The sequence below is a fragment of the Sphingomonas sp. Ant H11 genome (genome assembly GCF_000797515.1).
Classification (GTDB): Bacteria; Pseudomonadota; Alphaproteobacteria; order Sphingomonadales; family Sphingomonadaceae; genus Sphingomonas.
In genome coordinates this window covers 28,605-47,725 of record NZ_JSBN01000062.1, presented here as the reverse complement: position 1 = coordinate 47,725, position 19,121 = coordinate 28,605, and the positions used below count along the sequence as shown (strand labels likewise).

Below are 19,121 nucleotides of genomic sequence, written 5' to 3'. Positions count from 1 at the left end.
CGACCTCGGCGGGTGCCGCATCCGCGCGTCCCAGCCGGATATTGTCGGCAATCGACCCCGCGAGCATGAGCGGAGCCTGCCCCGCCCAGGCCGCGAAAGGGGCGACGCTGCCGATCTCCAGAAGCGGCTTGCCATCGATGGTAACCTGACCCTCCTGCGCCGGAACCAGCCCAAGCAACAGGTGCAGCAAACTGCTTTTGCCGCTTCCCGAGGGCCCGACCAGCGCGACGATCTCGCCCGGCCGAATATCGATCGACAAGTCGCCGACCGCATCGCGTTCCTCCCCCGGGTAACGGATGGTGATGTGGTCGAACGCGATCGCCGGGGCCGCCACCACCGCAAGACCTTCCCTTACAGGCGGCATGGCCGCCGCATCGAGCGCGGCCAGCCGTGCACTGGCGGTCTCGGCCGCCTGTCGGTCGTGATAGGCAGCAGCGAGGCGGCGCATCGGCGCGTAAAATTCCGGGGCCAGCGCCAGCACGAAGAATGCGCGCACCAAATCGAGCCGTTCGGGAGCATGAAAGGGCAACTGCCCAAGCAAAGCAAACCCGGCATAGACCGCGACCAACGCCACCGACAGCGCGGCGAAAATTCCAGCGACGCCGAGGACAGGAAGGCGACGCGAAGCACCCGCATCGTCCGCGCCGCAACCTCCCGTGCGACATATCCGAGGCGCTCGGCCTCGCGGGATTCGCCGTGAAAGGCGAGAATCACCGGCAAGCCGCGGACTCGATCGGCGAACAGGCCAGACAGGCGCGACAGCGCATCGAATTGTCGCCGCGACTGGTCCGCTGCCGCCCCGCCTGCAAGGATCATCGCCCCGATGAAAGGTATCAGCGTGCCAAGCAGGATCAGTGCCGCTACCGGACTGGCGAACGCGATTGCCCCCAGCACGATCATCGGTGCGATCGCCGCCGCGCGCCGCGCAGGCAGGAAACGGGCGATGTAGCCGTCAATCGCCTCGACCTCATCGACCACCGCACCGAGCAGCGCGCCTACCGACCCACTTCCAGCCGGTCGACGCAGCGCCGCCCGCGCAGCGGTCCGCCGCAGCGTGGATTTGGCAATCGCCGCCGCGCCGCTCCCCAGCCTAAGCGATCCCCACAGACACGCCGCGCGGGCGAAACCTGCCAGCCCCATCAGCAGCGCCCAGGGCCATGCCGGCAGACCGCGCGCAACTGCGGCGACACCCCCTGCGACTCCGGCGGCAAACAAAATCGCCGCAACGGCGTCCCCCAGCAGACACACGCTCGATCCGCGGGCACGGTTGCCTGCCGCAGCGGCCAAAGCGGGGCCCGGCAATACGCGTCGCGCTCCAGCGCGGGCTTGTACGATAGGTGCGGCCATAACGCCGCCTATACGCCCGGCAGTAGCGTCTCGAATACGTACTAATCCCAATACTCTGCTAAACATCATTCCGGTTGAAGGCCCGGCGTCGGTGCCGGGAGGCTGCGCCGTCGACCGGCGATGATGGAGTTACACGCATGGATATTGGTGTCGTCGATCTGTCGCGGCTGCAATTCGCGCTAACCGCCCTGTATCATTTTCTGTTCGTGCCGCTGACGCTCGGCATGAGCTTCATGCTCGTCATCATGGAAGCGATCTATGTGATGACGGGCCGCGCGATCTGGCGCGAAATCACGCGGTTCTGGGGAAAGATCTTCGGGATCAACTTCGTTCTCGGCGTCGCTACCGGACTGACCATGGAGTTCGAATTCGGCACTAACTGGTCGTATTTCTCGCATTATGTCGGCGACATTTTTCGGCGCGCCGCTCGCGATCGAAGGACTGATGGCCTTCTTCCTTGAAGCAACCTTCGTCGGATTGATGTTCTTTGGCTGGGATCGTTTGTCGAAACTGGGGCATCTGGCGGTGACCTTCATGGTCGCGGTTGGGACCAATCTCTCCGCGCTGTGGATTCTCGTCGCCAATGGCTGGATGCAAAATCCGGTGGGCTCGGCCTTCAACCCCGATACGATGCGGATGGAAGTGACCGACTTTGGCGCAGTGCTGTTCAACCCCGTAGCCCAGGCAAAGTTCGTCCACACCGTGAGCGCCGGCTATGTCGCCGCCTCGCTCGTCGTGCTGGGCGTATCGTCTTTTTATCTTCTGCGCGGGAAGTGGACCGCCGTCGCGCGGCGCTCCTTCGTCGTCGCGGCGGCGTTCGGACTGGCGTCGTCGCTGTCGGTGGTCGTGCTTGGCGACGAGAGCGGCTACACGCTCACCGACAACCAGAAGATGAAGCTCGCCGCGATCGAGGCGGAATGGCACACCGAGCCGGCACCGGCAGGGATCACACTGTTCGGCTTGCCCGACATCGCCACCCGCACCACGCGCTATGCCGTCAAGGTCCCGTGGGTGCTCGGTCTGATCGCGACCCGCAGCGTCGACAAGGAAGTCACCGGCATGTCCGAGCTGGTGCTGAAGGCGCAGGAGCGGATCGAATCGGGGGTGATCGCCTATCGCGCGCTCGACGTGCTGAAGCGCAACCCGACCGATCGCGCGGCGCGCACCGTGTTCGAGGCACACCGCAACAACCTTGGCTACGCCTTGTTGTTGAAGGCGCATATCGCGGATCCCGGCAAAGCCAGCCCCGCGCTGATCGCATCGACCGCGTGGGACGTCGTGCCAAGCGTGCCGGTGATGTTCTGGACGTTCCGTATCATGGCCGGAATCGGCTTCCTGATGATCGCGCTGTTCGCCACCGCCTTCCTCCTCGCGAGCCTGCGCCTGCACATGAAGGCGCGCTGGTTCCAGCGCATCGCGCTCTGGGCGATCCCGCTGCCCTGGATTGCGATCGAACTGGGCTGGGTGACCGCCGAGCTCGGCCGTCAGCCCTGGGCGATTGACGGTGTCCTGCCGACCTTCCTCGCCAATTCCACGCTGACCCCGGCGATGCTGTGGACGACGATCATCGGTTTCACCGCGCTGTACGGAACGCTGGCGGTGATCGAGGTACGCCTGATCCTGGCGACCATCGCGCACGGGCCGGTCGAAGATCCGCTCGAAGCCGCGCCGCACCCCACCGACGCGCCCGCCCTGGCCCCCGCTGCCTGAGGAGCATGATGATGCATCTATTGTTCGACTATGAAACCTTGCGCCTGATCTGGTGGGCGCTGCTAGGGGTGTTGCTAATCGGCTTTGCGCTGACCGACGGGTTCGACCTTGGCGTTGCCGCATTGCTGCCCTTCGTCGCGCGAACCGATGGCGAACGTCGCCTGACGATCAACACCGTCGCGCCGACCTGGGAAGGCAACCAAGTGTGGTTCATCCTCGGCGGCGGGGCGATCTTCGCCGCCTGGCCGTATGTCTATGCGATCAGCTTCTCGGGCTTTTACCTTGCGATGTTTCTGGTGCTGGCCGCGCTGATCCTGCGCCCGGTGGGGTTCAAATATCGGTCGAAACGGCCAGGGCGCGCCTGGCGCAGCGGCTGGGACTGGGCGTTGTTCGTTGGCGGCTTCGTTCCTGCTCTGGTGTTCGGCGTCGCGGTCGGCAATGTCCTGCAAGGCGCGCCGTTCCGCATCGATAGCGACATGCGCGCCAGCTATGAAGGCGGTTTGCTCGGCCTGTTCACGCCGTTCACGCTTCTTTGCGGGTTGTTGTCGGTGGCAATGCTGGTGCTGCATGGCAGCGCATGGCTGGCGATGAAGGTCGAGCGCGGTGCCGTGCAAGACCGGGCTCGCCTGTATGGCACGGGTGCCGCTATCGCCTCGATCGTGCTGTTCGCGCTTGGCGGACTGTTCGTCGCGCGCGGCGGCATGGGTTTCGAGCTGACCTCCGCAGTCGATCCGAGCGGCCCTTCCAACCCGCTGCGCTCAACCTCGGTCGCGTCCGGCGGCGCGTGGCTTAACAATTATGCGGCGCATCCGTGGATGCTGGTGGCACCTGTGCTGGGCTTTGTCGGCGCGGCGCTGGCGCTGGTCGGCATTCGCGCCAAGAGCGAGCCTGCGGCCTTTGCCGGATCCACACTGTCGGCCGCAGGTATCATCGCGACGGTCGGATTGTCGATGTTTCCCTTCATCCTGCCATCGAGCATCGACGCGCATTCGAGCCTGACGGTGTGGAACGCCTCATCGAGCGAATCGACGCTGTTCCTGATGGTGATCGTGACGGTCGTCTTCCTGCCGATCGTGCTCGCCTACACCGCGTGGGCGTACCGCGTGATGTTCGGCCGGGTGAGCGAGCGCGCGATCGCCGCCAGCCATGACTTCTACTAAGAAAAGGACCGCGATCGATGTGGTATTTCACTTGGGTTCTCGGCCTCGGCCTCGCTGTCGGCTTCGGCATCCTCAATGGCTTGTGGCATGAATTCCACTTGCCCGACGATGGCGACGCCTGACCAAAAAGGCCGCTGCGGCAGGGGTACCGCAGCGGCCAGGAGGGAGGGTCGAATGACTATTCGGTGCCGGGGGGCGGGTTCGGATCGCGATCGCTGACCGAAGCGAACAGCATCACCGCCATGAAGCAGGCCGTTGCCCCAACCACGAGGCCCAGAAACCAAGTGTCCGACAGCATCGCGCTCTCCCGTTTTTAATGATCCAGCACGCGATCTACGGCGCTGAAGCGGCGCTTTCCTTGATTGCCGTCAAATCCCGAAGGGCATTGCCGATGCACGCTGCCGCCATCATGCACCGCTATTATCCCGATCTGGCCGGACGCACCGTCCCACGCTATACCAGCTACCCGACGCAGCGGCGTTCAAGCCGCTGCCCGATGCGCACGCTGCCGCCCTTGCCAGTGTCGCCGACGACACACCGGTCTCGCTTTACCTGCACATCCCCTATTGCCATGAAATCTGCTGGTATTGCGGGTGCAACACCGGTGCGCTTGGCCGCCCGGCACGAATGGACAGCTATCTCGCCGCGCTTGAGGGAGAGATCGCGCGCGTTGGCAGTATGCTCCGCGCGCCGGTCGGATCTGTGCATTTCGGCGGCGGCAGCCCCAATGCCATGTCGCCAACCGCCTTTCTCGCGCTCAGCGCGACCTTGCGGCGGCATTTCGCGATCGCCGCCGATGCCGAATGGGCGGTCGAGATCGACCCCCGGCACTTCACACAAGAAACGGCGCAGAGCTATGCAGCGGCGGGGGTGTCGCGCCTCAGCATCGGCGCGCAGACCTTTTCGCCCCAGGTCCAGGCCAGGATCGGGCGGCTGCAGCCATGGCGTCAGATTGCCCAGACAATGGCCGACGCGCGCCGTGCAGGGATCGCCCGGTTCAACCTCGATCTGATGTACGGCCTGCCCGGCCAGACGCTCGACGATATCGCGGCAACGCTCTCTGCTGCCTTTCTGCTCGCGCCCGATCGGGTGGCGATGTTCGGTTACGCGCATATGCCGCAGCTCCTGCCGCGACAGCGCCGGATCGATGATACACTCCTTCCTGATGCCGAAGCGCGCTTCTGGCAAAGCGCACTGGCGCATGACTTGCTGATCGGAGCAGGGTTCGAGGCGATCGGCTTCGATCACTTCGCGCGCGCCGAAGATTCGCTCGCCCGCGCCGCGCGCGACGGCACGCTGCGCCGCAATTTTCAGGGTTTCACCGACGATCGCGCAACCACGTTGATCGGCCTTGGAGCCTCCGCGATCAGCCAGTTTGACGGGCTGTTCCTGCAAAATGAGAAGCATGTCGGCAGCTATCGGGTGGGAGCCGCCAACGGGTTGCTGATGGGATCGCGCGGCTTGCTGCGCACGCCCGAGGACCGCATGCGCGGGGCGTTGATTGAGCGGCTGCTCTGCACCGGTCGCGTCGATGTTGCGGAGGTCGCCGCCGAACACGGCCAAAGCAGTCGCGCCGTAATTGGGGACATGGACCGGCTGGCAGAGTTCGCCGAACGCGGCCTCGTCCTGACGCGGGGCACGACCGTAACGATCAGCCCGGTGGGTCGGCCCTATGCGCGTCTCGTCGCTTCGGCGTTCGACACCGCGCTGCAGGCGCGTGAAGCGCGTTTCAGCACTGCGGTGTGAGCGGTCCGTAAAGCTACGCATTGTTCGAAGATCGGGATCGCCCAATCCTGCCTGCTCTCAATGCGAGGAGCCGACCGATGAAAAGCATCCTGCTGCTGGTACACGATGATTCGGGACAGGAAGGGCGCCTGCAAGTGGCGCTGGACCTGACTCGCGGCCTGCGGGGCCATCTCACCTGTCTCGACGTATCGATCGCCCCGGAGGTGATGGACGATTACGTATCGCTGGGAGGCGCTGCGCTGTTGATGGAAGACGAGCGCGCGGCCGAAGCCCGCAACCGCAAACGGATCGAACCCCGCCTGGCGCATGAGGACGTGCCATGGGACTGGATCGACGTCGCCGGCAACCTCGGTGATCAGGTGGTGCGGGCGGCGCGGCTCAGCGACATCATCGTAGTCAGCGAAAAACTCCCCAATTTCGCGACGCACGACATGGCGAACTTGCCGGGCGAACTGCTGATCCGCACCAATCGGCCAATCCTGGCGGTGCCCGAAGACGCCACCGGCCTTGATCTCACCGGCACTGCGGTGGTCGCATGGGATGGTTCTCCGGAAGCGGAAGCCGCGCTCCGCGCCGCCGTCCCGCTGTTGCAGCTCGCCAAATCGGTAACGTTGCTCGAGATTGACGACGGCTCGGTTGCGCTGCCCGCAGGCGACGCCGCTACTTACCTGTCGCGGCATGGCGTCAAACCAGTGGTCAGCACGCTGGCCGCGGGCGGCAATAGCGCGAGCACGGTGATCCTGAACGAAATCGGCAATCAAGCGGCGGACTATCTGGTGATGGGCGGGTTCGGCCATGCGCGCCTGACCGAGGCCTTGTTCGGCGGGGTTACGCGGCGGATGCTGGCAGAATGCCCGGTGCCGACGCTGCTCGCGCATTGACCAACAAAAACCCCGGGTCGCACTGGCGGCCGGGGGGATTGGAGGCGGGGGATTTAGATTTAGAGGCGGAAGCCCAAGCCCACGCCGAACACCAACGGATCGATATCGATCCGCGCGGTGTTGATCGCGCCGCCAGTGTTGAGCCGCGCAGTGGTCTTCATCCCGATATATTTGACGTCGAGGTTCAAGAACACTTTTTTGGTGATGTCGATATCGGTGCCGGCCTGCAGCGCATAGCCCACGCTGTCATTCATATGGACGCTGGTCGGCCCGATCGCCTTGACCAGTTCGTCGCTGGCCTTGGTCGAATAATAGATCGTGTAGTTGATGCCCGCGCCGACATAGGGCCGGATTTTGGCATCGGGCAGGAAGTGATATTGCAGCGTCAGCGTAGGCGGCAGCACCCAGGTCTTGGCCAGAGTCGGAACGCCGGAGAGGGTGCCCCGGCCCTGTGCCTTGTGTTCGGTCGTCGCGAGGATCAGCTCGGCACCGATGATTATTACGCTGCGGACATCGTCTGGACGACGGCGCTGCACGGCGAAGGCGCGCGGGTCGCACAAATCTCGATCCGTCGCGAACTTGATAAGCACTGATTCCCGAGAGGCTTCTATGCCGTTCTACAGTGCAGTTTCTGGCGCTTTGCTCGACGGACTGACAAAACGGGCACGACCGGTTTCCGATTGGCGATGCGCGCTGCGTGCCTTCAACAGATCCTGGCGGGAAAGAATGCCGACGACGCGGCGGCTGCCCGGTTCGACGATCGGTATCCGGCCGACCCCGGAATCGACCATGAGGTCGGCCACCACGCCGATCGGCGTCGCGGGGTAGGCGACAAGAAGCGATGCGTCGGAGAGCGTTTCGGCAAGGCTGGTATCGGCGGGATGCTCGCCAACCTGCCACCGCAAGGCATCCGTTCGGGAGACGAGGCCAAGCAGCGCATTATCGTCATCGACAACGGGATAGCTACGATGATCCGCACCATCGGCAAAGAAGGTTGCGGCCGTAGCGATCGTCATTGTACCCGGAAGCGTGGCGGGATCGCGTGTCATCAATTGAGCGGCTTGCACGAGGTCCAGTGGATCAACGCTGTATTCCTGGAGAATGTGGCGACCCCGCCGCGCAATTTTTTTCGGTCAGGATCGATCGACGCATCAACAGGACGCTGACGGCATATGCGCAGGCTGCCGCCGTGACGGTAAGCGGCAGAGCGTCGAAATGGCCCGTGAGTTCAGCGGCAAAAAGGGCGCCGGTAATGGGCGCCCGCATGGCACCACTCATGATGCCTGCCATGCCGATCATGGCCCAGAAGCCGGGGCCACCTGGCAGGAGATGTCCGAGCAGACACCCGGCCGCGCCGCCCAAAATCAGCAACGGCGCCAGCACACCGCCCGATGTCCCCGAACCCAGCGCTACGAGCCAGACGACCGCCTTGACGACGAGCAGCGCAACGACGACCCGCGTTGTCAGCGACCCGTCCAGCAAGGCCTGGATGCTCTGATAACCTGCGCCCAGCACATGGGCATCGATCAGGCCGCCGAAACCAACCACGATGGCGCCGATTGCCGGCCACCACATCCAGTGAACTGGCAGTCGGTGAAACAGATCCTCGACGCGGTAGAGGGATGTCGAGAGCAGGGCCGCCTCGAGTCCCACGACAATACCAACGCCCGCCGCCGCCGCGATTGGCCAAAGGCCCGTCGGGGTGAGCGCGACAAACGGAAACATGGCGCCGCTGCCAATCAGCCAGGGGCGCCATGCAAACGCAACTATAACACCGACCACGACCGGCACGAAGCTGCGGGGTTTCCATTCGAAGAGCAGCACCTCGATCGCCAGCAGAATCGCGGCGAGCGGCGTACCAAAGATCGCCGTCATCCCGGCTGCGGCGCCGGCCACGAGCAATGTCTTGCGCTCGGCCGCGCTCAGATGAAAGCATTGCGCGAACAGCGATCCGATCGCGCCGCCGGTCATGATGATCGGTCCTTCCGCGCCGAAGGGGCCGCCGCTGCCGATCGATACCGCAGACGAAAGCGGCTTCAGGATCGCGACCTTGAGCGACAACCGGCTCTCGCCATACAAGATCGTCTCGATCGCCTCGGGGATACCATGCCCACGAATTTTATCGGAGCCATAGCGGGCCATCAGCCCGACGATCAGGCTCCCGATGATCGGAATGGCGATGATCCACAATCCGACGGTGGTATCGGTTATAGATACCGATTGCGCCGAAAGCCGCCCAAACCAGAACAGGTTGGTAGCGATCGCGATCAGGCGGATCAGGATCCAGGCGCCGAGCGCGCCGCCCGTGCCGACGACGAGCGCCATGGCGGCGAGCATGAGCATGCGCCAATTCGCGCTATGGTCGGCCAGACGATGTGTTTCTGATATGGCTTTTGCTGCGGACGTCATGAATCGCCTTTGATACGGGGTGGGCGATCCGTTATATCGCAGTGCGATATAATGGGTGAGATGGGGTTGCATGACAAATAGCGTTGCGTTGACGGATGAGGATTACATTGCGCTGGCCGACTTTCGCCATGCGTTGCGTCGTTTCCAGGCATTCAGCGAGGCGAATGCGACGAATGTTGGTCTCACGCCCCAACAGCATCAGGCCTTATTGGCAATCCGCGCGGCGTCTCCGGCCGAGGTGACCGTCGGCATTATCGCCGAGCGGCTTATCCTCAAGCCGCATAGCGCAACCGGACTGGTTGATCGACTGGAGGCGCTTGAGCTGGTTACCCGGCACGAGGCAAGCGTCGACCGCCGTCGGGCAATGCTTCGGCTCACACCTAAGGCGGAAACGATGCTCGCTGCTTTATCTGCGACCCATTGCGAGGAGATCCGTCGGCTGAAACCTCTCCTTGCGGATCTATTGGCCAAATTCGGTTAGGGTGGCTCCACGCAGGTAAATCCACAAAATATTGCTATTAACCGGCAATAATACTCGTTTGTCTTATGCTCATGTTACCGTCAACCTGTTCGCATACGAATTGCCCCCCAATAAACGCGCCCGGAGAGGATTCTGCTTTGGCAGACCGGAGCGCGCGGGGGCCACAATGTTGAGGTTGTGCAGATAATGACGAAAACCGACTCTCCAGGGCACATCCAGATCCTGGGACAAAGGTGTCTCGCTCGGGAGTGTCCCGCCGCGAAGTGAGCGAAGGGCGCCAGCGCAATGACTGAGAATCTTTCCCCGGGGCGCCCTGCTCTGGAAACAATCGCTGCCTCGCATGGAGTCGCGAGCGATACGGCCTTCGGCGCGGTAACGCCGCCGCTCTACATGTCCAGCACCTATACGTTCGAAGGCTATGACCAACCGCGTGCTCATGATTATGGCCGATCCGGCAATCCTAGCCGCGATCTGCTCGCCGACGCACTTGCAAAGCTTGAGGGTGGCGCGGGGGCCGTCATTACCTCGAGCGGCATGGCCGCGATCGATCTCCTTCTTGGTCAATTTGGCCCCGATGATCTCGTCCTCGCGCCTCACGATTGCTACGGCGGCACCTATCGCCTGTTGAATGCGCGCGCCGAACGCCGCCAGTTTCAGGTCGTCTTCGTCGATCAGTCGAATGACAGGGCACTCGATGCCGCGCTTGAGGACGTGCCGGCCCTCGTTCTGATCGAAACCCCGAGCAACCCCCTCATGCGGATCGTCGATATAGCGGCGATCGCCGCCAAGGCCAAAAGTGCCGGTGCCGCGGTTGCTGTCGACAACACCTTCCTTTCGCCCGCGCTGCAGCGACCGCTGACGCTCGGCGCCGATTACGTCATTCATTCCACGACCAAATATCTGAATGGCCACTCCGACGTTATCGGTGGCGCGATCATCGCGGCTGATCCCGCACAGGTCGAGGTGCTGCGTAAATGGGCGAATGTCGTCGGCTCCATCGGCGCGCCCTTTGACGCCTGGCTCACCTTACGCGGCTTGCGTACGCTGTTTCCTCGCATCGAACGGCAGCAACTGACCGCAACCGTGATCGCCAATCATCTCGAGCATCATGCTGCAGTGGCGCGGGTGCATTACCCGGGTCTCAAATCCCATCCAGGCCACACGATCGCCCGCCGTCAGCAAAGAGGCTATGGCGCGATGCTCAGCTTCGAGCTTGTCGGTGGTGTCGAGGCGGTCCGTCGCTTTATATCGCATGTTCGTATGTTCACGCTGGCGGAATCGCTCGGAGGCGTCGAAAGCCTCGTCGCACACCCTGCGACGATGACCCATGCAGATATGGGTGATGAGGCCCGCCGCATCGCTGGCATCAGCGATGGCCTGCTGCGTCTGTCGGTTGGCCTGGAAGATGAAAGGGATTTGATCGCAGGGCTCGATCTTGGGTTGTCCGCATGTTGAAGCGACGACTCACCGCCGAATTCGACCACTAGGCGAAAGGAGGCGAGCCATGCCCACAGCTGTCATACTCATCGATCTACTGGGGCTAATTCTGATCGTTCTGGGATTCCATCTGGCGTTCCGCCAGAATCTGGTGCGCCGATGGTGGTCAGTGCTGCGCCATGAATGCCATGCGCCGGCTCGCTTGCAACCGCTGACCGACGAGGATCCCGCCCGCTATGCAATGCGCATTTCTGGAGTGATGATCCTTGCTTTTGGTGTCGCGATAACCCTCCTGTTCACGCTTTCCCACCTCCGCTGAGGTCGCTGGTGATGTTCACCCCAAATGCGCGTGGAGACGTACCGCAATATATTTGCGCTATGCCATAAATATTTTGAACTTCGGAGACCGGCTTCCGTGAGGCAATAGGCGCTCGTCTTCGGACGATGTTCTCACAATGACCGTCGCTTTTGCCGTCGGTCTGTACAGCGACGCGATAGCCATCTTCATGCCAGTACAGACTAGCGCGGGCGCAGCGCAGCCCTTCTTCGCGATCGACTCTCAGAAGTTTCTCTTTTCCTTCAGCAGTTATATTGCTGCAGCGGCTACGCTTGCGATCGCCTTTTCCGCAAGCTTGCCGCGCCCATGGTGGGCACTTCTCACCGTCTACGTCACCGCGCAACCTATGGCAGGGGCCTTCAGGCCCAAGATCTTCTATCGTCTCGGCGGTATAGTGACGGGTGCTGTGGTTACGGTCGCGCTGGTTCCGAACCTGCAGAATTCGCCCGAGCTTCTGATATTATGCCTGGCGGCCTGGACAGGCTTTTGCATCTATCTTGCCGTTCTCGACCGTACGCCGCGTGCCTTCCTGTTCCAGATGGCAGCGTTCAGCTCAGCCGTGATCAGTTTCCCTTATCTCGACGACCCGGGTAATATCTTCACCACAACCATATCCCGGGTCGAGGAAATGACGGTGGCCATCGTCTGCGTTTCGATCGCGCACGCCCTGCTCCAGCCATGGAGCGCCACCCCGGTCATCCGCAGCAAGGCGGAAGCGTTTCTCGCGCATGCGTCCCGCTGGACCGCCGAGGCGCTTGGAAGCCGCCATACGGCGCTGGAATATGAGCATCGTCGGACCCTTGCCGCCGACGTGACCGAACTTGGCATGATCGCCATCCACCTTCCGTTTGATCAACGCGCGGCGCCAGCAACGCGACGGTTGGTTCTGAGCCTGCAAGAACGTCTGGCAACGGTGCTGCCACTGGCATCGGCTGCAGCAAACCGGCTCGACCTTCTGCGGGAGCTTTCGCCGCTCGACGCCCCGCTTGAGGCGCTGATTGACGACGTCATCCTCTGGCTTGGGGGCGTGATCGACACGCCTGGCGCTGTTGAGCGTGCGCTTGTTGATCGGTGTCGATCCCTGGCAGCTCTTCATGAACAAACAGCCGACTGGGAGGGGCTTTTGGTCGTCAGCGTCTGCGAGCGCGTGGCTGAGTTTCTGGAAGCGCTGGATGACAGCCGCCGGCTCGTCCAGCAAATTGGGGGTGCGCCCGAAGGGCCACAGCCTGTCACGCCGGAAACGGTTAGCGAAAGCTACCCGCTTGCGCGGGACCATAGCGTCGCGGCGCTTGCTGGGCTCGCAACAGCCACGGCGATCGCGCTCTATTGCGCAGTGTGGATTCTTCTGGCCTGGCCCAATGGATCGGCCACGGCTGCCTTTGCCGCGTTAATCACCTGCTCGTTCGCGGTGCAGGACGACCCGGCGCCCGTGATTGGCCGTTACCTTGGCGCGACGCTGATGACATTCCCTCTGGCGGCGCTCTACCTGTTTGCGATCTTGCCGCGTGTCGATGGCTACGGAATGCTGATCGTCACTCTTGCGCCAGCGCTGCTCTGGATGGGGTATATCCAAGCCGACCCGCCGCGGTCCGTACGGGCTTTACCGATGTTTTCCTGTTTCATCGTCGGCCTTGGTTTTCTGGCGCGCTTTCAGGCGGACTTTGCCGTGTTCATCAACACCGGGCTTGCCCAGGTGGGGGGTGTCGTGACCACGCTCGCCGTGACCAAGTTGTTTCGTTCGACCAATGTGCTGTGGACGGCGCGCCGGATCGTACGGGGAAATTGGGCTGATCTCGAGCAACTCGCTAACATTCGCAGACCGTTCGAAGCCGAACGCTGGACGGGCCTGGCAGTCGATCGGCTGGGACAGATCGCGGCGCGCATGGCGGTTGCGCCCGCCGGCGATGCGCTACACGAGACCGATGGTCTTGCCGACCTGCGTATCGGCCGGAACATCATCCCGATCCGGCGCGCGCTGGTCGCCGTGCCCCATGACGTCCGTCACGCCCTCGGCATGGTGCTGTCTGAGACATCCTCCTTATTTCGCGCGCGCCGACAAGCCGGTGAAGCCGTGTCACCCCCGGTGTCTTTGCTTGAAGCGATCGATGCAGCAATCGACGATATGCTTGCGAGCGCGCAGCTTGCGCCACGCCATCAAGCGCTGCTGGCGCTCGTCGGCATGCGGTGCAACCTGTTCCCGGCAGCGCTGCCTTTCGAGAGTGCGCGCGCGCGATGATCGAGGAACTGCATCTCTTTGGCATCTATATGCCAGCCGCGCTCGTCTGGGCGGTTGTAGCGGGAATCCTCGCTTATTGTCTTCGCAATCTGCTGCAGCGCCTCCCTTTCTCCCAATTGCTTTGGCACCCGGGCGTTCTCGAGCTGGCGCTGTTCGCGACGCTTTGGTGGGCTCTGACCTTCCTTGCCGACAACTTCCTCTCCCGTGCTCTGGTATCCTGATATGATCCATCGTCGTTCCCTTCTGCGCACAGCGGTCACCGCGCTGGTGATCTGCATCGTGCTCGCGGCAATCTACGCCTTGTGGATGCGCTACCAGGTTGAACCGCTGACGCGTGACGGCAAGGTTCGGGCCGATCTCGTGCCGGTCGCCGCTGATGTCAGTGGGCTTGTCACCGAAGTGCGCATCCGTGACGATGAATTCGTGCGCAAGGGCCAGATTCTGCTGGTCATCGACCGCCCACGCTATCAGCTGGCACTCGATCAGGCTGACGCGAACCTGGCGACCCAGCGGGTGAGCCTGGCGCAGGCCGCGCGGGAGGATCGTCGCAATCGTTCGATGACCGAGTTGCTGGCGGCCGAGGTGATCGAGCAGGGGCGGGCGCGGGTCGATGCCCTTAGGACTGGACTGGATCAGGCCATTGCCGCGCGCAATCTGGCGCGGCTCAATCTGGATCGTACCTATGTACGTGCGCCCGTCGACGGGACGGTGTCGAACATGACGCTACAGCCTGGCGTCTACCTGAACGCCGGAAAGCCAGCGGTCGCGCTTGTCTATGGCCAGTCGCTGCGGGTGGAGGGGTATTTCGAGGAAACGAAATTGCCCGCTATCCATCTCGGCGATCCCGCGAGCGTTTACCTGATGGGCGTCGCCGACGAAATCACCGGTCATGTCGAAAGCATCGCCGCCGGGGTCGAAGATCGCGAACGCGCCGGGGGGGAAGCACAACTTGCCAACGTCAACCCGTCCTTCACCTGGGTCAGATTGGCGCAGCGCATTCCTGTGCGAATCAAAATCGACAAAGTGCCCAGTAATGTCCGGCTGATCCCGGGCCAAACGGCGACCGTGATCGTTCATGCCCGCGCTGTCGATGTGCCCGGTCGCCGGAGCCTGCCATGGTGAACCTTCGCCGGCTGCTGGCGCCGCTCGCGCTCTTCTGCCTGTCCGCCTGCGCAACCGTTGGCCCGAATTATCGGATGCCGGACGAGGCCCTCGTCAACGCGCCAAAAGGGCAGGGCGCGTTTATATCCGGCGGGCAGGGGACCACTAACGATCCGCTACCCGATCAATGGTGGAAGCTATTCGACGACCAGGTTTTGAACCGTTTGATCGAACAAGCGCTCATCGCCAACACCGATCTGCGGGTTGCCGAAGCCAATCTTCAGCGCAGTGACGCGCTGCTCGCCGAGGCACGAACCGGTCGAGAGGTCGGAGGCACCGCAAATCTGGAGACGAGCTGGGCGCAGCCTTCAGCAGAAGCGGTCATGCAACATGTCCAACCGCCGGAACATCAGATCTACAATGGCGGGCTTTCGATCAGTTACGACCTTGACCTGTTTGGCGGGATCCGGCGCGGTGTCGAGGCAGCCACCGCCGAGGACGAAGCCGCGGTTGCCGCCCGCGATCTGGTCCGGATCAACGTCGCGGCCCAGACAGCGCAGGCCTATGCCGATGTCTGCAACGCCGGGCACGAGATCGCGGACCTTCGCCAGCTAATTGCTGTACTGGACGAAGACCTGCGCCTCACCCGCCTTATGATTGCGCATGGCCGTGCGCCGAAGTTCGAGCAGGATCGCCAGCTAAGCCTGCTGGCAAACACCAGGGCGCGCTTGCCCCGCATGGAAGCAGGCCAGCGGAACGCTGTATTCCGCATTGCGACGTTGATGGGACGGGTGCCTGCAGAATTCGATCACGGCCTGCTAGGATGTCACGCGCCGTTGGTGCTGCGCTCGCTGATGCCGGTTGGGGACGGACAGGGGCTGCTCAAGCGACGACCCGATGTTCGCGCGGCCGAACGCCGATTGGCTGCGGCGACGGCACGGATCGGTATAGCAACGGCCGCGCTCTATCCCGACATCAAACTCGGGGCTTCGCTTGGCTCCACCGGCGCTGCGACAGACCTGCTATCGTCGTTGACCAATCGGTTTGGCATTGGCCCATTGATCAGCTGGAACATCCACCGAAGCGCAATTCGGGCGCGAATTTCGCAGAGCGAGGCGCAGACACGCGCTAATCTCGCGGCCTTTGACGGCACGGTGCTGAGCGCCTTGCGGGAGGTGGAAAGCGCACTGAACAACTATGCGGCCGATCTTGTGCGACTGGAAGATTTGAAAGCGGCACGCGGTGGCGCGGTACAGGTTTCCGAGCGAACGGCCGCTTTGCGGCGGGGTGGCAAGCTGGGAGGTCTGGTTGCGCTGGATGCCCAGCGCAGTCGGATCATTGCCGAGCAAGCCGTTACAGCCGCGCAGACCGATATCAATCGCGATCAGATTGCGCTTTTTTTTGGCCCTCGGGGGAGGATGGTCAACACCGTCAAAGCAATGAGAAAACTGCACACGTCGGTTGTTCGCGGCCATGAGATCGACAAAATGCATCAGCCTGTCTTTGACGGGGTGCAGCAGCGCCTGATCCTGTCTTCGCGCGTCGCGTTATCCAACCAATGTACCCGAGCACGACGAGAGCAGCTACCGCCGCAACGATTAGGCCGGTGGTTGTCACAATATCGGTCCTTTGTTTTAAGCTCCCCCGCGAATTCGGTTCCCTAAAGCTTTGTGTGCCTGTCGTTCAGTCGTTCGAGCATTTTCGTGATGGCAGTTTCGCCTCTGACACCGAGCGCTACTACGGCAACTCGAAGGACTTTCCTGTGCTCCGCTGATCCGGGGACAAGCATCGACGACCGCCGTGTCTTTGCGTCCCGGGTCTCATTCCACACGCGAGCGGCAACCAGTTCGATCTCCTGTCGCTCCGGCAAGCGCGTTTCGTTGATGCATGCCACGATCGCAGGATAGATGGCCAAGGTACGTGGCATTACGTCATCCTTTCAGGTGATTTCGATCCAGGAATTTGGCTCCCCGCGTGGATGGTAATGCGCCACTCTCAGACGAAGGGTGTGCATCGGGACTCGCGTTTCGTCCTTTTGATTTGTGGCGTTCGCGCCAGTCGCCGCCTTCGGCCCAAACGAGCATGCCCGCGATTGCGCTAAACAGAACCACCATGCGCAGGAAGTCGCTCGATCTGAGGGCACCACCAGAAACTGCCACGAGCAAAACCAGCATGGCTGGCGGCCCCCATTCGGGATGGCGGACGACCTTGAAGGCAGTCCAGCCCAGCCATGTAAGCACCAGTGCGGCTGCTAGACCGCCCAAGACTGCCGTGATTGCTTCAAAAGCGATATCAAGCATGTTCATCGAATGTGGACGGGTCAGTTCGCCACCGATTCCGGTGACTCGCTCGACCGCAATCCCCTCCATTTCTGCTTCTCATTATATATCGCGTTACGATATAAATAGCAAGACTGAGAGGGTGAAGTTTCTATCGTTAAGGAAAGGCGGCACCACAACAAGCTGAGCGAACCGACCTGAACGCTGGCAGCATGTCGGGCTACCGTGGTGTTAACGCACGCGATGCCCACGAGGAATACAAACCAGCTAGATTCTGCTAGCGCGTCCTTATGACAACGACACAGCATGCAGCCCTCAAAAGAGGTGCTGCCGACCTTGCGATCGATTTTGGAACAGCGAACACGCGGATCTATGTGCGCGGTTCTGGAATCGTGTTCGAAGAACCCTCGCTTTGCTGTTTCAGCGATGAGACCTGGGAACCGAAGTTGCTCGCTGTTGGTGAAGCCGTCACTCGCATCGTCGGTCGAACGTCGGGGCCGCTTCGCATAGCGCGTCCCTTGGCCCGTGGGGTGTTGAACGACATCGAAGCTGGCCGCGAAATGTTGCGCCATGCGATCCATGCAAGCATCGGTCGCCGTCGACTCCGATCACCGCGCGCGATCATCGGAGTGCCCGCCGATGCGACACATGCCGAGAGAACCGCCTTGGTAACAACCGCCAACGATGCCGGTGTCCGCGTTGTTGAACTGGTGCCCGAGCCGCTCGCAGCAGCGTTCGGGGCGGGACTACCCGTGGAAGAGCCGGAAGGTTCGATGCTCATAGAATGTGGCGCCGGGACGACGGAAGTCGGCGTGCTCTCACTTGGTGCACTTTGCGTTCAACGGTCGGTGCGTATCGGCGGGCATGCCCTAAACCAGGCTATCATCAATCATCTTCATTCCAGGCATAAGTTTCTGATCGGGCAAGAAACAGCCGAACGCGTAAAGCTGGAGATCTCTGAGCGACTCTTTGACGATCAATCCAATACGTCGGATCTGGAATTGAAAGGCCATAACGTTTTTGTCGGGAGGCCCCGCTACTTTTTGTGTCAGCGCGCAAGAATTAATCGGCGTTATCGACCGCCATGCGGCTCTTATCGTAGACGTTGTTCGAGACGCTTTGAACGAGACACCGCCAGAGCTATCCCGCGATATTCATGATCGCGGGATCTACCTCAGCGGTGGCAGTGCCTCAGTGAAGATTCTTCAGCATGCTATAACGCAGGCGACAGGCCTGCGAACGCACGTCGCCGACGAACCCCTTCGCTGCGTCGCGAAGGGTCTTGGCGCTATGATGGTCTGAAGTCGGGCAGGGCTCGATCGCGCATCACTGAGTTTTAGCACTATCAGGCTGCTCGATATTCGCGATCGGCCGTCACGGCAGTTCGCCGTCCCGGGTCACCCTGACGATCCGAAGCCGTCGCTCGTGATGTTCGCGATCCGGCCAGAGAATCGATTGACCTTCTGCCAATCCGATCAGGCCTGCACCCACGAGCGTCAGTATCGATATTCGTCCGGCTTCGATGTCTGCGTCAGGCGGAAATACCAGCTTGAGGGTTCGGCGCGTGTCGCTCCCTTCATCGACGAATTCGACCGTCGAAAGCATCGTCACAATCCCGGCTGGCAGCTTTCCTGGACGATGAATTTTGGCGCGTTCAATCTCGGACAGGAGCAAAGCACTGACCTCCGGCTGGCGGTCTTCAATGCTCATAGCCAGGTCGGAGAGGCGGTCAGCTTCGCTGTCCAAAAGATGTATTGGGGGGCGCGCCGCGGGGCGGGTCATGATATGATACTTTCATGTGACGGGCGCGCAAATGCTTGCGCCGCACTCGTATGTATGTGTGTGAAAGGTAGCGACCCCGAACTCGAGCGGGAAGCCGCAAGGGAGTCCGGGGCTATTTGCCGGTCAGGAGTTGACCCGCGTGCGTGCGGACACGCTGCAAAAGATTGACGGTGCTCATCGTTTCAATGTGGAGGTTGATCCAAGGATTGTCAAAC

16 protein-coding genes and 4 pseudogenes are annotated in these 19,121 nt (G+C 62.1%); 14 read left to right on the top strand and 6 right to left on the bottom strand.

Annotated elements, in window-relative coordinates; genetic code table 11:
- Positions 1-574: ATP-binding cassette domain-containing protein (locus NW75_RS26540; protein WP_231565184.1), on the bottom strand; the 574-nt coding region annotated here is incomplete at its 3' end.
- Positions 575-642: 68 nt separating this feature from the next.
- Positions 643-1,140: pseudogene (locus NW75_RS26535) on the bottom strand (ABC transporter transmembrane domain-containing protein); the annotation flags it as partial.
- Between the two features lie 344 nt (positions 1,141-1,484).
- Between NW75_RS26535 and NW75_RS12605 the strand changes: the two are divergent.
- The 5 genes and pseudogenes from NW75_RS12605 to NW75_RS12585 all read left to right on the top strand — a co-directional run bounded on the left by NW75_RS12605 (position 1,485) and on the right by NW75_RS12585 (position 6,844).
- Positions 1,485-3,057, top strand: a pseudogene (locus tag NW75_RS12605) (cytochrome ubiquinol oxidase subunit I).
- Positions 3,058-3,068: 11 nt separating this feature from the next.
- Positions 3,069-4,217 (top strand): cytochrome d ubiquinol oxidase subunit II, encoded by a 1,149-nt coding sequence (gene cydB, locus NW75_RS12600; protein ID WP_033965554.1) that lies wholly within the window; start codon positions 3,069-3,071, stop codon positions 4,215-4,217.
- A 17-nt stretch (positions 4,218-4,234) separates the two neighbouring features.
- Positions 4,235-4,339, top strand: coding sequence for a cytochrome bd-I oxidase subunit CydX (gene cydX, locus NW75_RS23825; protein ID WP_010405986.1), 105 nt, complete (start codon positions 4,235-4,237; stop codon positions 4,337-4,339).
- A gap of 250 nt (positions 4,340-4,589) precedes the next feature.
- Entirely contained in the window at positions 4,590-5,963 is a 1,374-nt protein-coding gene (hemN, locus tag NW75_RS12590; RefSeq protein ID WP_331386146.1) for an oxygen-independent coproporphyrinogen III oxidase, read from the top strand.
- Between the two features lie 77 nt (positions 5,964-6,040).
- Complete coding sequence (locus NW75_RS12585; protein ID WP_033965544.1) at positions 6,041-6,844, top strand: universal stress protein; 804 nt, start codon at positions 6,041-6,043, stop codon at positions 6,842-6,844.
- 59 nt (positions 6,845-6,903) lie between these two features.
- Here NW75_RS12585 and NW75_RS12580 read toward each other — a convergent pair.
- Both NW75_RS12580 and NW75_RS12575 read right to left on the bottom strand, forming a co-directional pair.
- Positions 6,904-7,338, bottom strand: a pseudogene (locus NW75_RS12580) (OmpW/AlkL family protein); the annotation flags it as partial.
- 123 nt (positions 7,339-7,461) lie between these two features.
- Positions 7,462-9,253: pseudogene (locus NW75_RS12575) on the bottom strand (chloride channel protein).
- Positions 9,254-9,323: 70 nt separating this feature from the next.
- Here NW75_RS12575 and NW75_RS12570 point away from each other — a divergent pair.
- The 7 genes from NW75_RS12570 to NW75_RS12540 all read left to right on the top strand — a co-directional run bounded on the left by NW75_RS12570 (position 9,324) and on the right by NW75_RS12540 (position 16,509).
- On the top strand, positions 9,324-9,734 hold the full coding sequence (locus NW75_RS12570; RefSeq protein WP_033965543.1) for a MarR family winged helix-turn-helix transcriptional regulator: 411 nt from the start codon (positions 9,324-9,326) through the stop codon (positions 9,732-9,734).
- A 285-nt stretch (positions 9,735-10,019) separates the two neighbouring features.
- Positions 10,020-11,189, top strand: a complete 1,170-nt coding sequence (gene metB / locus NW75_RS12565; protein ID WP_033965542.1) for a cystathionine gamma-synthase — start codon at positions 10,020-10,022, stop codon at positions 11,187-11,189.
- A gap of 49 nt (positions 11,190-11,238) precedes the next feature.
- Positions 11,239-11,490, top strand: coding sequence for a hypothetical protein (locus NW75_RS12560; RefSeq protein ID WP_033965541.1), 252 nt, complete (start codon positions 11,239-11,241; stop codon positions 11,488-11,490).
- A gap of 187 nt (positions 11,491-11,677) precedes the next feature.
- Positions 11,678-13,744 (top strand): FUSC family protein, encoded by a 2,067-nt coding sequence (locus NW75_RS12555; protein WP_033965552.1) that lies wholly within the window; start codon positions 11,678-11,680, stop codon positions 13,742-13,744.
- Positions 13,741-13,965: a DUF1656 domain-containing protein gene (locus tag NW75_RS12550; RefSeq protein ID WP_033965540.1), complete on the top strand. Its 225-nt coding sequence runs from the start codon at positions 13,741-13,743 to the stop codon at positions 13,963-13,965. Before NW75_RS12555 ends, NW75_RS12550 begins: the two co-directional genes overlap by 4 nt.
- Position 13,966: 1 nt before the next feature.
- A complete protein-coding gene (locus tag NW75_RS12545; RefSeq protein ID WP_033965539.1) occupies positions 13,967-14,866 on the top strand; it encodes an efflux RND transporter periplasmic adaptor subunit in 900 nt (299 codons plus the stop codon).
- A complete protein-coding gene (locus tag NW75_RS12540) occupies positions 14,860-16,509 on the top strand; it encodes an efflux transporter outer membrane subunit (RefSeq protein WP_231565183.1) in 1,650 nt (549 codons plus the stop codon). The genes NW75_RS12545 and NW75_RS12540 overlap by 7 nt, the downstream gene beginning before the upstream one ends.
- Before the next feature lie 267 nt (positions 16,510-16,776).
- On the opposite strand, the gene NW75_RS12530 is transcribed toward NW75_RS12540, so the two are convergent.
- Entirely contained in the window at positions 16,777-17,214 is a 438-nt protein-coding gene (locus NW75_RS12530; protein ID WP_033965537.1) for a hypothetical protein, read from the bottom strand.
- A gap of 200 nt (positions 17,215-17,414) precedes the next feature.
- Here NW75_RS12530 and NW75_RS23820 point away from each other — a divergent pair, with 200 nt between their 5' ends.
- Entirely contained in the window at positions 17,415-18,284 is an 870-nt protein-coding gene (locus tag NW75_RS23820; protein ID WP_231565182.1) for a rod shape-determining protein, read from the top strand.
- Positions 18,244-18,426 (top strand): rod shape-determining protein, encoded by a 183-nt coding sequence (locus tag NW75_RS26530; RefSeq protein WP_443024465.1) that lies wholly within the window; start codon positions 18,244-18,246, stop codon positions 18,424-18,426. Before NW75_RS23820 ends, NW75_RS26530 begins: the two co-directional genes overlap by 41 nt.
- Positions 18,427-18,498: 72 nt before the next feature.
- Here NW75_RS26530 and rnk read toward each other — a convergent pair whose 3' ends face one another.
- The gene (gene rnk / locus NW75_RS12525) at positions 18,499-18,906 is read right to left on the bottom strand and encodes a nucleoside diphosphate kinase regulator (RefSeq protein ID WP_033965536.1); all 408 of its coding nucleotides are present in this window, start codon (positions 18,904-18,906) and stop codon (positions 18,499-18,501) included.
- Positions 18,907-19,121: the final 215 nt, after the last annotated feature.

Bases quoted from the DNA above. Each gene is read 5' to 3' on its own strand.
- NW75_RS12540 (WP_231565183.1), top strand. From the start codon at position 14,860: ATGGTGAACCTTCGCCGGCTGCTGGCGCCGCTCGCGCTCTTCTGCCTG.
- rnk (WP_033965536.1), bottom strand. From the start codon at position 18,906: ATGACCCGCCCCGCGGCGCGCCCCCCAATACATCTTTTGGACAGCGAA.
- NW75_RS12570 (WP_033965543.1), top strand. From the start codon at position 9,324: ATGACAAATAGCGTTGCGTTGACGGATGAGGATTACATTGCGCTGGCC.
- cydB (WP_033965554.1), top strand. From the start codon at position 3,069: ATGCATCTATTGTTCGACTATGAAACCTTGCGCCTGATCTGGTGGGCG.
- NW75_RS12530 (WP_033965537.1), bottom strand. From the start codon at position 17,214: ATGGAGGGGATTGCGGTCGAGCGAGTCACCGGAATCGGTGGCGAACTG.
- cydX (WP_010405986.1), top strand. From the start codon at position 4,235: ATGTGGTATTTCACTTGGGTTCTCGGCCTCGGCCTCGCTGTCGGCTTC.
- NW75_RS12585 (WP_033965544.1), top strand. From the start codon at position 6,041: ATGAAAAGCATCCTGCTGCTGGTACACGATGATTCGGGACAGGAAGGG.
- metB (WP_033965542.1), top strand. From the start codon at position 10,020: ATGACTGAGAATCTTTCCCCGGGGCGCCCTGCTCTGGAAACAATCGCT.
- NW75_RS12545 (WP_033965539.1), top strand. From the start codon at position 13,967: ATGATCCATCGTCGTTCCCTTCTGCGCACAGCGGTCACCGCGCTGGTG.
- NW75_RS12550 (WP_033965540.1), top strand. From the start codon at position 13,741: ATGATCGAGGAACTGCATCTCTTTGGCATCTATATGCCAGCCGCGCTC.
- NW75_RS12560 (WP_033965541.1), top strand. From the start codon at position 11,239: ATGCCCACAGCTGTCATACTCATCGATCTACTGGGGCTAATTCTGATC.
- NW75_RS23820 (WP_231565182.1), top strand. From the start codon at position 17,415: ATGACAACGACACAGCATGCAGCCCTCAAAAGAGGTGCTGCCGACCTT.
- NW75_RS12555 (WP_033965552.1), top strand. From the start codon at position 11,678: ATGCCAGTACAGACTAGCGCGGGCGCAGCGCAGCCCTTCTTCGCGATC.